11 protein-coding genes are annotated in these 14,420 nt (G+C 73.6%); 8 read left to right on the top strand and 3 right to left on the bottom strand.

Annotated elements, in window-relative coordinates; translation table 11 throughout:
• Window positions 1–12: 12 nt before the first annotated feature.
• From AB0J10_RS00335 to AB0J10_RS00325, 3 genes are all read right to left on the bottom strand, one after another.
• Window positions 13–1,389 carry an APC family permease gene (locus AB0J10_RS00335; protein WP_363056186.1) on the bottom strand — a complete coding sequence of 459 codons (1,377 nt, stop codon included), beginning with the start codon at window positions 1,387–1,389 and terminating at the stop codon, window positions 13–15.
• Window positions 1,390–1,720: 331 nt separating this feature from the next.
• On the bottom strand, window positions 1,721–2,185 hold the full coding sequence (locus AB0J10_RS00330) for an SRPBCC family protein (protein ID WP_269730029.1): 465 nt from the start codon (window positions 2,183–2,185) through the stop codon (window positions 1,721–1,723).
• Window positions 2,186–2,221: 36 nt separating this feature from the next.
• A complete protein-coding gene (locus AB0J10_RS00325; RefSeq protein ID WP_363056184.1) occupies window positions 2,222–3,607 on the bottom strand; it encodes a diaminopimelate decarboxylase in 1,386 nt (461 codons plus the stop codon).
• Window positions 3,608–3,795: 188 nt separating this feature from the next.
• On the opposite strand from AB0J10_RS00325, the gene hutU reads away from it, so the two are divergent.
• From hutU to AB0J10_RS00285, 8 genes are all read left to right on the top strand, one after another.
• A complete protein-coding gene (gene hutU, locus AB0J10_RS00320) occupies window positions 3,796–5,460 on the top strand; it encodes a urocanate hydratase (protein ID WP_363056182.1) in 1,665 nt (554 codons plus the stop codon).
• 47 nt (window positions 5,461–5,507) lie between these two features.
• Window positions 5,508–6,755 carry an allantoate amidohydrolase gene (locus AB0J10_RS00315; protein WP_363056805.1) on the top strand — a complete coding sequence of 416 codons (1,248 nt, stop codon included), beginning with the start codon at window positions 5,508–5,510 and terminating at the stop codon, window positions 6,753–6,755.
• On the top strand, window positions 6,746–8,098 hold the full coding sequence (locus AB0J10_RS00310) for a formimidoylglutamate deiminase (protein ID WP_363056180.1): 1,353 nt from the start codon (window positions 6,746–6,748) through the stop codon (window positions 8,096–8,098). Before AB0J10_RS00315 ends, AB0J10_RS00310 begins: the two co-directional genes overlap by 10 nt.
• 523 nt (window positions 8,099–8,621) lie before the next feature.
• Window positions 8,622–9,053, top strand: coding sequence for a PPOX class F420-dependent oxidoreductase (locus AB0J10_RS00305; protein WP_363056178.1), 432 nt, complete (start codon window positions 8,622–8,624; stop codon window positions 9,051–9,053).
• A 124-nt stretch (window positions 9,054–9,177) separates the two neighbouring features.
• A complete protein-coding gene (gene hutI, locus AB0J10_RS00300; RefSeq protein WP_363056176.1) occupies window positions 9,178–10,350 on the top strand; it encodes an imidazolonepropionase in 1,173 nt (390 codons plus the stop codon).
• 256 nt (window positions 10,351–10,606) lie between these two features.
• The gene (locus tag AB0J10_RS00295) at window positions 10,607–11,683 is read left to right on the top strand and encodes a GNAT family N-acetyltransferase (protein WP_363056174.1); all 1,077 of its coding nucleotides are present in this window, start codon (window positions 10,607–10,609) and stop codon (window positions 11,681–11,683) included.
• 337 nt (window positions 11,684–12,020) lie between these two features.
• Window positions 12,021–13,385: a glycosyltransferase gene (locus AB0J10_RS00290; RefSeq protein ID WP_363056803.1), complete on the top strand. Its 1,365-nt coding sequence runs from the start codon at window positions 12,021–12,023 to the stop codon at window positions 13,383–13,385.
• 182 nt (window positions 13,386–13,567) lie between these two features.
• Window positions 13,568–14,326: a polysaccharide deacetylase family protein gene (locus AB0J10_RS00285; protein WP_363056172.1), complete on the top strand. Its 759-nt coding sequence runs from the start codon at window positions 13,568–13,570 to the stop codon at window positions 14,324–14,326.
• Window positions 14,327–14,420 lie beyond the last annotated feature (94 nt).

The following is a 14,420-nucleotide window of genomic DNA, read 5'->3' as shown; positions in this document are numbered from 1 at the left end:
CCGGCCGGGACCTCAGTCCGCGGAGCCCCAGGCCGCCGTCTCCTCGTGCCGCAGCCTCATCCACAGCTTGTTCACGACCCACAGCAGGATGCCGACGGCGATCAGCACCCCGGCCCGGATGTACACGTCCGAACCGCGTTCCGAGAGCGGGCTGGCCAGGATGACGGAGGTGATCGCCCCCAGCACCGGAAGGGCCGTCGGGGTACGGAAGTGGGCGTGCTCGACGCGGTCCTTGCGCAGCACCAGCACCGCCACGTTGACCACGGCGAAGACGCACAGCAGCAGGAACGCGGTGGTGTCGCCGAGCCCTTCGATCTCACCGGTCGAGACGAGGCCGATGGCGATCAGGGTGACGAAGACGATGCCGGTGACGGGAGTGCGGCGGTGAGGGAGCACCCGGGCCATGCCGCGCGGCAGCACCTTCTCGTTGGCGAGGCCGTAGCAGAGCCGCGAGGCCATCATGATGTTGATCAGCGCGGAGTTGGTGACCGCGAAGAGCGCGATGGCCGCGAACAGCTTCGGCGGGAAGTCGACGCCGCCGGCCTTCACGACCTCCAGCAGCGGGCCGTCGGACGCCGCGAGCACCCGGTAGTCCACGAGCAGCGAGGAAACCAGCGCCACGAGGACGTAGATCGTGCCGGTCACCCCGACACCGATGAAGATGGCGCGGGGGAACGTGCGGACCGGGTCCTTCGTCTCCTCCGCCATGTTGACGGAGTCCTCGAAACCGACGAAGGCGAAGAAGCCCAGTGCCGTGGCGCCGAGCACGCTCGTCAGCAGGGCGTAGCCGGTGCCGCTCGAGTGGAACTCGCCCAGCCGGGACGGCTCCCCGCCGCCGCTCATCACGGCCCAGGCGCCGATGCCCAGGACCACGGCCAGACCGGACAGTTCGACCAGCGTCAGCACCATGTTCGTCTTCACCGACTCGGCGACGCCCCGCAGGGCGATCGCGGCGAGACCGAGGATGAAGGCGATCGCGATCGCGGTCGGCGGGATCGCGTCGGTGAACTCCTGGAAGTAGTCACCGCTGAACGCGCGGGCGGCGGCGCTCGCGGACGACAGGCCCGAGCACATGACCATGAACGCGATGATGAAGGTCAGGAAGGGCAGCCGGAACGCCTTCTGGGTGTAGAGCGCGGCCCCCGCCGCCTTCGGGTACTTGCCCACGAGTTCGACGTACGACGCCGCAGTCAGCAGGGCCACCACGAAGCCGATCAGGAACGGCAGCCACAGCGCTCCGCCGATCTTCCCCGCGACCTTCCCGGTCGTGGCGTAGATGCCGGTGCCGAGAATGTCGCCGATGACGAAGAGGATCATCAGCTTGGGGCCGATGGCGCGTTTCAGTGACCCCTCGTGCTCCTGCGGTCCCGCGGACGTGGATGTGGCCATGGATCCTCTCCCGTTCCCGTTGCCGGCTGGGAAAGTCTCTGCCCGACCAGGGGTCCTTGATGCCTTTGGCACGCCGGTCCGTTGGGCCGTCCGGGGCGCGGGGTCGGGCCGACGGACCGGACGGCCGCGGGGCGCTGCCCGCCGCCCGGTGTCCCGTACCTGTCGTGGTGCCCGCGACGGCCGCCGCTCGCGTCAGGGCGGTACGGCGCGGTGCGGCCGGGGACCGTCCCGCGGCTCCCGGCAGGGGCACGGAACCGATCGCGGTCCAGGGGCATCCGTACGGGCCGTGCCGCCGCGGCCGTCGGCCGGGGCATGGCCGCCGCACCCGGCGTCAGTCGCCGCGCGCCTCCACCGCGGCAGCGACGTCGGCGAGGTCCTTCGCGACGGCCTTGGCCACGGCCCGCTCGCCCAGTGGGCCGAGCACCTTGGCGAGCAGCCCCGCGACGCCTCCGGGCGTGCTGCCGGAGAACGTCATCCGGACCGTCGTCGTCTCCGGGCCGTCGGGGCGCAGCGCGAATTCCGACACGTAGTGCGTGCCGTGGCTGTCGGCCTCGACGACGAACCGCTCGGTCGGCTCACTGGCCGTCACCCACATCTCCTCGGTGGCCTCCTTGCCGAACATCCGCCGGGTCTCGCGCCAGCGGGTGCCGACGCCGAAGGGGCCTTCCGTGAGCTTTTCGATGCGCTCCACGCCGCTGAGGACCCGCTGGGAGCCCTCGACGTCGGTCAGCGCGTCCCAGACGCGGTCCACGGGCGCGGCGATGCGCCGCTCGACGACGACACTTCTGCTTGTCATGGCTTCATGGAACCACCGGGGTACGACAGTCGCCCGCTACAGCAGCGCGTCGGGCCGGTCCCCGCCCGACTCGGCCACTATCTCCCGGACCGTCTGCGGCGCCCGTACGGTCGAGAACCGGACCCCGCCCGAATCCGCGTGGAAGCCGTGGACGCCCGGCCGGGCGAGGCTGTTGTAGGCGTAGTGGCTGCTGAAGTAGTACGCCCCGGTGTCGAGTGCGGCGACCACGTCACCCGGCTCCAGCAGGGGCAGCTCCCGCGCCTCCGCCAGCAGGTCGCCCGCGAAGCAGGCCGGCCCCGCGACGTCCTGGACCACGGTGGCACCGGCCTTCGGCGCGCCCTCGGCGTCGTAAGCGGCGATCCGCAGCGGCCACGAGGCCGGGTCGTACACGGTGCGGGTGGCGACCTGGACACCCGCGTGGGTGACGGCGATGGGCCGGGCGCCGGTGGTCTTGGTGTACTCGACGCGGGTGAGGACCGTGCCGTGCTTGGCGAGCAGTGACCGGCCGAACTCGGTGACCAGCCCGTAGCGTCCGTCGAACAGTCCGGGGACCGCGCTCCGCAGCGCCCGGGCGTAGTCGGAGAAGGTCGGGGTCTCCTCGTCGGTGGCGAAGTTGACCGGCAGCCCGCCGCCGATGTCGATGGTGTCGATCTGCTGCCGGCCGGCGGTCGCGTTGATCTCCTCGGCCAGCTCGTACACGGCCCGGACGCCCTGGGTCATGAGCTCCAGGCCCAGCCCCTGCGAGCCCGAGTGGGTGTGCAGGCGCGTCAGCCAGGGCCGGTCGAGGTACGCGCGCACGACGCGTTCGCGGGTGCCTTCGTCGCGGAGGGCGACGCCGAACTTCGAGGTCGCGGTGGCCGTGGACAGCGCCCCGATCGCGCCGGCGCCTATCTGCGCGTTGACGCGGAGCCCGAGCTGCGAGCCCCCGGAGCCGGCCCCGAAACCGGGGCCGGACCCGAAACCGGAGCCGGACCCGGCCCCGGAGCCGGACCCGGCCCCGGAGCGCACCAGGGCGTCGATGCGGGCGAGCTCCTGGAGGTTGTCGGCGTTGACGGCGATCCCGAGGCCGAGCGCCTCGTTCAGCTCGGCCCGGGTCTTGGCCGGCGAGTCCAGCACGATCCGCTCCGCCCGTACCCCGGCGGCGAGCGCCAGTGCGAGCTCGCCCGGGCTCGCGACCTCCGCCCCGATCCCCTCGGAGTCCAGCAGCCGCAGCACCGGCACCAGCGGTGCGGCCTTCACGGCGAAGGCGTGGAGGACGGGGGCGTCGGTGATCTCCTCGAAGGCTGCCCGCAGCGCGGCGGCCGAGGCCCGTACGCCGGCGATGTCGAGAATTCCGGCGACGGGGTCGGTCTCCGTGAGCAGGCCCTGTTCCACGGCTGCTCGTACGGCCTGGTCACGACGGTCTGAAGCCTGATGCGCCATGGTCGCCAGTCAATCATCCGTGCCGGGGGCGGGGCCCACCCGTACCGGGGGACCGTGCCGGCTCCCCGCGGCCGCGGGTGGTGCGCCCCGCTCCGCGTTCCCGCACTCTGCGCGAGGCCCTGTTGACTGGACTTATTCAGAGCGCCAGGATGTGAATAGTCGAATCAAAGCCGCGAGGAGGCATCGGCATGTCTGGACCCCGCCCCGTACGGGCACCGCGTGGTACGGAACTGAGCGCCCTTGGGTGGCAGCAGGAAGCCGCGCTGCGCATGCTCCAGAACAACCTCGACCCGGAGGTCGCCGAGCACCCCGACAGGCTCGTCGTCTACGGCGGCACCGGCAAGGCCGCCCGCGACTGGCGCTCCTTCGACGCGATGGTCCGCACGCTGAGGACGCTGAAGCAGGACGAGACGATGCTCGTCCAGTCCGGCCGCCCGGTCGGCGTGATGCAGACCCACGAGTGGGCGCCCCGCGTGCTGATCGCCAACTCCAACCTCGTCGGCGACTGGGCGAACTGGGAGGAGTTCCGGCGCCTGGAGGCCCTCGGCCTCACCATGTACGGCCAGATGACCGCCGGTTCCTGGATCTACATCGGCACCCAGGGCATCCTCCAGGGCACGTACGAGACCTTCGCGGCCGTGGCTGCCAAGAAGTTCGGCGGCACGCTGGCCGGCACGATCACGCTGACCGCCGGACTCGGTGGCATGGGCGGTGCCCAGCCGCTCGCCGTCACCATGAACGACGGCGTCGCCATCTGCATCGACTGCGACCCCCGGGCCATCGAGCGCCGTATCGAGCACCGCTACCTCGACGTGAGGGCCGACAGCCCGGAACACGCGCTCCGGCTGGCCACCGAGGCCCGTGACGCCCGCCGCCCGCTCTCCATCGGCGTTCTCGGCAACGCGGCCGAGCTGGTTCCGCAGCTGCTCGCGATGGGCGCGCCGATCGACATCGTCACCGACCAGACCTCCGCGCACGACCCGCTGGCCTACCTCCCGGCGGGCGTCGACCTCGACGACATGGCCTCGTACGCGGCCAAGGACCCGGCCGGGTTCACCACCCGCGCCCGCGAGTCCATGGCGCGGCACGTCGAGGCCATGGTCGGCTTCATGGACGCGGGCGCCGAGGTCTTCGACTACGGCAACTCGATCCGCGGCGAGGCACAACTGGCGGGCTATGAGAGGGCGTTCGCGTTCCCCGGCTTCGTGCCCGCCTACATCCGGCCCCTCTTCTGCGAGGGCAAGGGCCCGTTCCGCTGGGCGGCGCTCTCCGGCGACCCCGCCGACATCGCCAGGACCGACAGGGCGATCCTCGACCTCTTCCCGGAGAACGAGTCCCTGGCCCGCTGGATCAGGATGGCCGGCGAGCGCGTCCACTTCCAGGGCCTTCCGGCCCGTATCTGCTGGCTCGGCTACGGCGAGCGGGACCGTGCCGGCGAGCGGTTCAACGACATGGTCGCGAACGGTGAGCTCCTGGCCCCGCTGGCCATCGGCCGCGACCACCTCGACTGCGGCTCCGTCGCCTCCCCGTACCGCGAGACCGAGGCGATGCTCGACGGCTCGGACGCCATCGCCGACTGGCCGCTGCTGAACGCCATGGTCAACGTGGCCTCCGGTGCCTCCTGGGTGTCGATCCACCACGGCGGCGGCGTCGGCATGGGCCGTTCCGTCCACGCCGGCCAGGTCACCGTCGCGGACGGCACCGCGCTCGCCGGCGAGAAGATCCGCCGTGTGCTGACCAACGACCCCGGGATGGGCGTCATCCGGCATGTGGACGCCGGTTACGACATCGCCGAGTCCGTGTCCGAGGCGAAGGGCGTCCGCGTCCCGATGCGGGAGGGTGATGCCCGGTGACCGTGCACGACCGGCAGCCGGGCGGCCCTCCCGCGGGCGGCCGCCCCATGGACGCCCCCGACGACGGTGGGTCCGCGGCTCCGCGGCCCCGCTCGTTCCAGGAGATGTGGGCCGATCTGCAGCGCATCGGCCGGGACGCGAGCAGCGGCGGATACCGCCGGTACGCCTGGACGGGGGCCGACGCCGACTGCCGCCACTGGTTCAGGGAGCAGGCCGAGGCCCGCGGCCTCGCCCACGAGACCGACCGCAACGGCAACCAGTGGGCCTGGCTGGGCGACCCCACCGCCGGGGACGCCGTCGTCACCGGCTCCCATCTGGACTCCGTGCCCGACGGCGGCGCCTTCGACGGCCCCCTCGGCGTCGTGTCCTCCTTCGCCGCGCTCGACGAGCTCCGCCGCAGGGGTGCGGAGTTCACCCGGCCCTTCGCGATCACCAACTTCGGCGACGAGGAGGGGGCGCGCTTCGGCCTGGCCTGCGTCGGCTCCCGTCTCACGGCCGGGCAGCTGACGAAGGAGCAGGCGTACGCGCTGCGCGACGCCGACGGCGTGCGCCTGCCCGAGGCCATGGAGGCCGCCGGGCACGACCCGGAGACCATCGGCGCCGACCCCGAACGCCTCGCCCGTATCGGCGCGTTCGTGGAACTGCACGTCGAGCAGGGCCGCGCCCTGGACGTCTCCGGCGACCCCGTCGGCATCGCAAGTGCCATCTGGCCGCACGGCCGCTGGCGCTTCGACTTCCGCGGCGAGGCCAACCACGCGGGCACCACCCACCTCGCCGACCGCCGCGACCCGATGCTGACATACGCGGAGACCGTTCTGGCCGCCCGGCGCGAGGCCGAACTGGCGGGCGCGCTCGCCACCTTCGGCAAGGTCTCCGTAGAGCCGAACGGCGTCAACGCCATCCCGTCCCTCGTCCGCGGCTGGCTCGACTCGCGCGCCGCCGACCAGGCCACCCTCGACGCGGTCGTCGCCGCGATCGAGCAGGCCGCCAAGGACCGCGCCCAGCGCGACGGCGTCGACCTCGCGGTCGTACGGGAGTCGTTCACCCCGGTCGTCGAGTTCGGCCACACCCTGCGCGACGAGATCGGCCGGCTGCTGGGCGGACGGGCTCCGCTGCTCGGCACCGGCGCGGGACACGACGCCGGAATCCTCTCCGCGGCCGTGCCGACCGCCATGCTGTTCGTTCGGAACCCGACGGGCGTCTCCCACTCCCCGGCCGAGTACGCCGCGGAGGACGACTGCGTCGCCGGGGTCTTCGCACTCGCCGACGTACTGGAGGGCCTCGCGTGCAGGTGACGACGTACTGGCTGGAGCACGCCTGGCTCGGCACGCACGTCGAGCCGGGCGTGTCCCTGGACGTCGCGGACGGCCGGATCACGGCCGTCCGCAGGGGGGCGGAGACCCCGGAACCGGGCGCCGAGGTGCTGCGCGGCCTGACCGTCCCCGGACTGGCCAACGCCCACTCGCACGCCTTCCACCGGGCGCTGCGCGGCCTGGTGCAGGTCGGCTCCGGCACCTTCTGGACCTGGCGCGAGTTCATGTACCAGGTCGCCTCCCGGCTCACCCCGGAGAACTACCACGCCCTGGCGCGCGCCGTGTACGCGGAGATGGCGCTGGCGGGGATCACGGTCGTCGGCGAGTTCCACTACGTGCACCACGCGCCCGGCGGCAAGCCCTACGCCGACCCCAACGCGATGGGCGAGGCGATGATCGCCGCCGCGGCGGACGCGGGCATCCGCATCACGCTGCTCGACACGGCGTACCTGTCCTCGGCCATCACGAACAAGCACGGCGGGGAGCCCCCGGACCAGCACCAACTCCGCTTCTCCGACGGCACCGCCGAGGCGTGGGCCGAGCGGGTGTCCCTGCTCAAGGGCGGGGAGGCGGCCCGGATCGGCGCGGCGGTCCACTCCGTGCGCGCGGTCCCCGCGGCGCAGTTGCCCGTGGTTGCCGCCTGGGCGGCGGAGCACGGGGCGCCCCTGCACGTCCATCTCTCCGAGCAGACCGCCGAGAACGACGCCTGCCTGAGGGTGCACGGCTGCACGCCGGCGCGGCTGCTCGCCGACCACGGCGTGCTCGGCCGGCACACCACGGGAGTCCACAACACCCATCTCACGGGCGAGGACATCCGCCTCCTCGGCGACAGCGGAACCGGCACCTGCATGTGCCCCACCACCGAACGGGACCTGGCCGACGGCATCGGCCCCGCGAAGGCCCTCCAGCAGGCCGGTTCACCGTTGTCGCTCGGCAGCGACAGCCATGCGGTGATCGACATCCTGGAGGAGGCGCGCGCGATGGAGATGGACGAACGGCTGCGCACGCGTACCCGCGGCCACTGGACGGCCGCGTCCCTGCTGCGCGCAGCGACTGCGGACGGCCACGCGGCGCTCGGCTGGGACGACGCGGGACGTCTGGAGCCGGGAGCGCTCGCCGACTTCACCACCGTCGCACTGGACTCGGTGCGCACGGCCGGCCCGCTGCCGCGGCTGGGCGCGGAGACCGCGGTCTTCGCGGCCACGTCGGCGGACGTCCGTCACACGGTCGTGGCCGGGCGCCAGGTCGTTCGCGACGGGGTCCACACCCTGGTGCCGGATGTGCCCTCGGCCCTGACGGAGGCGATCGCGGCGCTGCGCGGCTGAGCGGCTCACCGGGCGCTTCGGGCCGCGTCAAGCTTCGTGACAGCCATCGGGAAGGTCCTGCTTCCCGGGTGGTGAGGCCCTCGTTCGGGATGCCGGTCCCGGCCGGGGGCCGTTGCATGTGCCGTGGCGTATGCGGGAGCTGACATCCCGGCCTTGCCCTGGCGAGGTCGGCGGAATCCAGCGCTCCGGGGCAGGATCACTCGCCCGGGTGACGCACGGGAGAAGGTCCCCACGGTGGGGTGCGGTGGGTCATTTCTCCCTGGTGGTGGGGTTGTTGAGCGCCTGCGCCACGGGCCTCCGGGCCCCTGGCACCCGGGTTTCCGGGGCACGGGTCTCCGGGCCTCGGGCGGTCGCTCGGGCCGTGCGTGCCGACGCCGGCCGCGCCCCCGGTCGCCGTGGGGACCGGCGGAGGGCCCGGGGACCGTCCACCGCTTCGGCCGGCACCGTCGAGGCGCCAGGCGGAGGGGCCCATGCGGCCGCACACCCCGGGAATGGCCCGGGCCGGGCCGGGGTTGCACCGGACATGAACGCCACCTCTTTCGACCCGCGCACGCTGCTCGCGGAGAGCCGTCTCGGAGTCCTGGCGACCATCAAGTCGGACGGGCGCCCGCAGCTCTCGCCGGTCATGCCCTACTACGACCGGGACGCCGACGTCCTCCACGTCTCGATGACCGAGGGGCGGGCGAAGACGGCGAACCTCCGCCGGGACCCGCGCGCCGCCCTGGAGGTGACCAGTCCCGACGGCTGGGCCTGGGCGACGGCCGAGGGCACGGTGACCCTTACCGGGCCGGGGACCGATCCGCACGGTCCCGAGGTGGAGGCGCTGGTGGAGTACTACCGCCGGGCCGCCGGTGAGCACCCGGACTGGGACGAGTACCGCTCGGTGATGGTGTCCGACCGCAGGGTGCTGATGACGATGCCGGTCGACCACGTGTACGGCTCGAGGATCGTCTGACACGCGCACGGTGACCCTGCCCGGCACCCGGGGCGGCGAGAGCCGGTGAGAGGGGCCTGTGGAAGCATGGCACCCGTCACGGTGTGCCCTCTCCCAGGGGGACGGAAGGCCACGGAGAGGAATCATGAGCAGCACTCTCATCACCCGTATCGGCACCCTCGTCACCAATGATCCCGCCCTCGGTGACGGCAGCCCGCTCGGTCTGATCGAGGACGCGGCCCTCGTCCTCGACGGCGGCAGCGTCGCCTGGGCCGGCCGCGCCGCCGACGCCCCGGACGCCGACGAGCGCCACGACGCGGGCGGCCGCGCCGTCATCCCCGGGTTCGTGGACTCGCACTCGCATCTCGTGTTCGCCGGCGACCGCACCGCCGAGTTCAACGCCCGTATGTCCGGCCGCGCCTATTCGGCGGGCGGGATCAGGACGACCGTCGCCGCCACCCGCGCCGCCACGGACGAGGAACTCGAGGCGAACCTCACGCGCCACCTCGACGAGGCGCTGCGCCAGGGCACCACCACGTTCGAGACCAAGTCCGGGTACGGGCTCACCGTGGCCGACGAGGCCCGCGCCCTGCGTATCGCCGCGCGGCACACCGAGGAGGTGACCTACCTCGGTGCCCACATCGTGTCCCCCGACTACGCCGACGACCCCGCCGCGTACGTCGCGCTCGTGACGGGCGAGATGCTCGACGCCTGCGCCCCGCACGCCCGCTGGGTCGACGTGTTCTGCGAGAAGGGCGCGTTCGACGAGGACCAGGCCCGTGCGATCCTCACCGCGGGGGCGGCCAGGGGACTCGTTCCGCGCGTGCACGCCAACCAGCTGACCTACGGCCCCGGCGTCCGGCTCGCCGTCGAGCTGGAGGCGGCCTCGGCCGACCACTGCACACACCTCACCCAGGCGGACGTCGACGCCCTCGCGAGCGGGAACACGGTCGCGACCCTGCTCCCGGGTGCCGAGTTCTCCACCCGGGCCGAGTGGCCCGACGCCCGCCGGCTGCTCGACGCCGGGGTGACCGTCGCCTTGTCGACGGACTGCAACCCGGGCTCGTCGTTCACCTCCTCCGTGCCGTTCTGCATCGCCCTGGCGGTACGGGACATGGGGATGACTCCGGACGAGGCCGTCTGGTCCGCCACGGCGGGCGGCGCCGCCGCACTGCGCCGCACCGACATCGGCCGCCTCGCGCCCGGCGCCCGCGCCGACCTCGCCGTCCTGGACGCCCCGAGCCATGTCCATCTGGCCTACCGTCCGGGGGTTCCGCTGGTGCGCGAGGTGTGGCGACGGGGGGCGCGAGCGGCTTGAGGAACCGGCGGGGGCGCGAACGCCGGGGGTTCGCGCCCGCCGGAGCCGCCGGTGGTCCGGCTGACGGGTTCGGCGCGTCGGTCCGGGGCGTCACGCCCCGCGATTCGCCCCAATGGCACCGCCTTGCACAGGACTTCACACCTCTTCCCGGGTTGTCCACAGCTTGACCCTCACTCCCTGTTGCGGGGCGTTTTCGGCCGGTACCGTCCTGTCCGGGAAAGCGCGAGGGGGAGACCGGGGGGTCGAGTTGAGCGGTGTGCGCATTCGTGTCGTCAGGCCGGGGGAGCTGGTCGAGGGGGAGGCCGAGTCCTGGCGTGAGCTGCGCGCCAAGTCCGGTGCGCCCGCCAGTCCGTTCATGGAACCGGAGTTCACCCTGGCCGTCGCCGGGGTGCGACCGGCCGCCAGGGTCGCGGTCGTCGAGGACGACGGAGGACCGGCCGGCTTCTTCCCCTACGAGAAGGGCCCGTTCGGGCGCGGCCGGGCCATCGGGTTCGGCGTCTCCGACTGCCAGGGGGCCGTGCTGCGGCCCGGGCTGGTCCTCTCCGCGCGCGAGCTGCTGCGGGCCTGCGCGCTCTCCGTGTGGGAGTTCGACAACCTGGAGGCGGGGCAGGGCCTCTTCGAGCCGGGCGGTGCCGAGGAGTTCGCCTCGCCGGTGATCGACGTGGGCGAGGGGTACGCCGCGTACCAGGAGCGGCTGCGCGAGCAGTCGCCGAAGTTCCTCAGGACCACCACGGCGAAGGAGCGCAGGCTGGGCCGGCAGGCGGGCGAGGTGCGGTTCGTCTTCGACGAGCGCGACCCCTCGGCGCTGCGCACGCTCATGGCCTGGAAGTCCGCCCAGTACCGGAGGACCGGCCGTCGGGACCGCTTCGCCCGGGAGTGGATCAGCACGCTTGTGCGGCGGCTCCACGACACGCGGACGCCGGGCTGCTCGGGCGTGCTGTCCGTGCTGTACGCGGCGGAGCGCCCGGTCGCCGCGCACTTCGGGCTGCGCTCGCGCACGGTGCTGTCCTGCTGGTTCCCGGCCTACGACACCTCGTACGCGAAGTTCTCGCCCGGGCTGATCCTGCATCTGCGGATGGCCGAGGCCGCGGCGGACGCCGGCATCGGGATGCTCGACCTCGGCCGCGGCGCCGCCGAGTACAAGGATGCGCTCAAGACCGGGGAACTCCGCGTCCGCGAGGGCTCGTCCGTCCGGCCGGGACCCGCGGCCGCGCTGCACCGGCTGAGCCGCGAGCCGGGGCGGCGCGCCCACAGTTTCGTCCGCGGCCGGCCCCGTCTCGCCGGGTACGCGCAGCGGACCCTCAGCCGGATCGGCCGGCTGAGGGGTGACTGACCCCGGCCGACCGGCGCACCGGTCGTCTCGCGTGTTGGCGCACCGGTCGCACCGGACCGCGGCCGGGACGGGGCCGACGAACACCGGGCGCGCACCGGTCGCACCCGGACCGCACCGGAACGGGGGCCGCACCGGTCGACCGGACCGGTGCGGACCGCACCAGCAGGGCGCCGACCGGACCGGTGCGGACCGCACCAGAAGGGCGCCGACCGGACCGGTCGTGCTCCGGTTGACCGGACCCGGACCGCACCGGCCGCGCAAGGGCGGCGCGCCGACGACACCACTCGGGGAGACCTGAATGCCGAACCACCCGTCCCTCCCGCCGCGACCACGCGCCATGCAGGTCGCCGAGCTGGACCTCGACACCCTCGATCCGCCGTCGTCCGCACAACCGCACGCCTCCCGGGGCGCCCCCGCCCACGGTGTGCTCGCCCTGCGTCCCGGGCCCGGCGGGCCCCCCGTGGGGCCGGGGGAGGTGTTCGTGCTGGTACGGCGGCGGGGCCGTCCCGTCGGCACCCTCACCGCGACCGTGCCGGACGGGTCCGATCCGGCGGAGGTCCTGGCCGCGGCGGCCCGTGGCCGACTGGCGCCGGGCGCCGCGGGCCGCCCGGCGCGCCGAGCCGCCGGCCGCCGTCGCGGGGCTCCGTACCCTGCCACGCCCTCGGTTCCCGCCGCTCCGGGCGGGGACGGGCAGCGGGCCGCTCCGCCCCGGACCAGCGTCGTCGTCGCCACCCGTGAGCGCCCCGGACCGCTCGCCCGCGCCCTGGACTCCCTGCTCGCCCAGGACCATCCGGACTTCGAGGTCGTCGTGGTCGACAACGCGCCGCTGACCGGCGCCACCCGGGAGCTGATCGAGCGGAAGTACAGCGAGCGGGTGCGGTACGTGCGCGAGCCCGTGCCGGGTCTCGCCGTCGCCCACAACCGCGGTGTCGCCGTCGCCGACGGCACCGTGCTCGCCTTCACCGACGACGACGTCGTCGCCGACCCGCAGTGGCTGACCGCGCTCACGGCGCCGTTCGCCGAGGACCCCCGCATCGGCTGTGTCACGGGGCTGATCCTCCCCGCCCGGCTCGGGACACCCGCCCAGATCCTGCTGGAGAGCCACGGAGGCTTCGCCAAGGGCTTCGCCCCCCGCACGTACGACCCGGCGCGGCCGCCCGCCGACGATCCGCTGTTCCCCTTCACCGCGGGCCGTTTCGGCTCCGGCGCCAACATGGCCTTCCGCGCCCGGGCGCTCCGGGCGGCCGGCGGTTTCGATCCCGCGACCGGCACCGGGACCGCGGCTCGTGGTGGTGACGACCTCTACGCGTTCGTACGGATCCTCGCCGACGGCCATCGACTGCGGTACACGCCCGACGCACTGGTCTGGCACCACCATCGGGAGACCGGGCGCGACCTGCGGAACCAGGCGTTCGGTTACGGCGCCGGCCTCACCGCGTACCTCACCGCGCTCGTCGCCCGGCGGCCCGGTCTGCTGCCGGCGCTGCTCGCCCGGCTGCCCCGCGGCCTCGCCCACGCCCGGGCGACGACCGCGCACCGCGACGGCGCCGTGGGAGTGCCAGGGGAGCACGGGGCCGGCGGCCATCCGTGGCCACGCAGCCTCTCCCGGCTGGAGCGGCGCGGGATGCTCGCCGGGCCCCTCGGCTACGTCAGGGCCCGCCGCAGGGTCCGCGGCCTTCCGCTCCCCTGGGAGGAGAGATGACCTCGTCGCGAGCACCGCAGGAGCCCTGCATGCCACATGAGCCTCGCACGCCTCACAGACCTCACAGACCTCATGGGCCTTCCGCCATCCGAGGGCCCCGAGAGCGTGCCGAGCCCCAGGGGGCCCACGCACGCCAAGAGCGCAGAGCAGCCCGCATTCCCGTCCTGCTCTACCACGCCGTCATGGACGATCCGCCCGACTGGATCGCCGAGTTCACCGTCTCTCCCGCGGAGTTCGCCGCCCAGCTCGACGCGGTCGTCGCCAGCGGCCGCACGCCGATCAGGATCAGCACCCTCTCCGACCACCTCGCCGGACGCGGCGCGCCCCTGCCGCCCCGGCCCGTCGCCCTCACCTTCGACGACGGCTTCGCCGATCTGCCCGGACCCACCGCCGAGGCCCTCGCCGACCGCGGACTGCCCGCGACCGCGTATCTCACCACCGGCGCCATCACCCCGGGACTCCGCAGTCTGCTGCCGCCCGCCCCGATGATGACGCTCGCCCAGGCCCCGCTGCTGGAGCGGTACGGCGTGGAGGTCGGCGGCCACACCGTCACCCACGCGCAGCTCGACACGCTCGGGGCCCGGCGGCTGCGGTACGAACTGCGCCACTCCAAGGCCGTCCTGGAGGACGCGCTCGGCCACGAGGTGCGCCATCTCGCCTATCCGCACGGCTACAACAGCCGGGCCGTGCGCCGGGCCGCCCGGGCGGCCGGGTACGACTCCGCCGTCGCCGTACGCCACGCGCTCAGCTCGCAGACCGACGAGGCGTACCGGATCTCCCGGCTCATCGTGCGCCGCGGCCACACCGTCGCCGATGTCGAGGCGTGGATGGACGGCACGGGTGCGAGGGCCGCCCCGTACCCGGACTCGCTGCCCACCGTGGGATGGCGTCTCTACCGGCGGGCGCGGGCGGTCGTGCGGGGCCCGGAATTCGCGGGCTGACGGGTGAAGATGGTGGAGAGCATCCCAAATCAGAACCAGGTTCCTATACTTCGCTGAAGGGGCAGCGGCGTGACAGCCGCGGCCACATCCGTGG

Origin of the sequence: Streptomyces sp. NPDC049887, from assembly GCF_040656535.1 — a bacterium.
Taxonomy (GTDB): Bacteria; Actinomycetota; Actinomycetes; order Streptomycetales; family Streptomycetaceae; genus Streptomyces.
Note: the sequence above shows the minus strand (reverse complement) of the source record. Positions and strands in the feature narration are given on the sequence as shown.

What these genes read in the sequence shown, in the direction of transcription:
- AB0J10_RS00335 (WP_363056186.1), bottom strand. Translation starts at nt 1,389, where the DNA reads ATGGCCACATCCACGTCCGCGGGACCGCAGGAGCACGAGGGGTCACTG.
- AB0J10_RS00330 (WP_269730029.1), bottom strand. Translation starts at nt 2,185, where the DNA reads ATGACAAGCAGAAGTGTCGTCGTCGAGCGGCGCATCGCCGCGCCCGTG.
- AB0J10_RS00325 (WP_363056184.1), bottom strand. Translation starts at nt 3,607, where the DNA reads ATGGCGCATCAGGCTTCAGACCGTCGTGACCAGGCCGTACGAGCAGCC.
- hutU (WP_363056182.1), top strand. Translation starts at nt 3,796, where the DNA reads ATGTCTGGACCCCGCCCCGTACGGGCACCGCGTGGTACGGAACTGAGC.
- AB0J10_RS00315 (WP_363056805.1), top strand. Translation starts at nt 5,508, where the DNA reads ATGGACGCCCCCGACGACGGTGGGTCCGCGGCTCCGCGGCCCCGCTCG.
- AB0J10_RS00305 (WP_363056178.1), top strand. Translation starts at nt 8,622, where the DNA reads ATGAACGCCACCTCTTTCGACCCGCGCACGCTGCTCGCGGAGAGCCGT.
- hutI (WP_363056176.1), top strand. Translation starts at nt 9,178, where the DNA reads ATGAGCAGCACTCTCATCACCCGTATCGGCACCCTCGTCACCAATGAT.
- AB0J10_RS00290 (WP_363056803.1), top strand. Translation starts at nt 12,021, where the DNA reads ATGCAGGTCGCCGAGCTGGACCTCGACACCCTCGATCCGCCGTCGTCC.
- AB0J10_RS00285 (WP_363056172.1), top strand. Translation starts at nt 13,568, where the DNA reads ATGGACGATCCGCCCGACTGGATCGCCGAGTTCACCGTCTCTCCCGCG.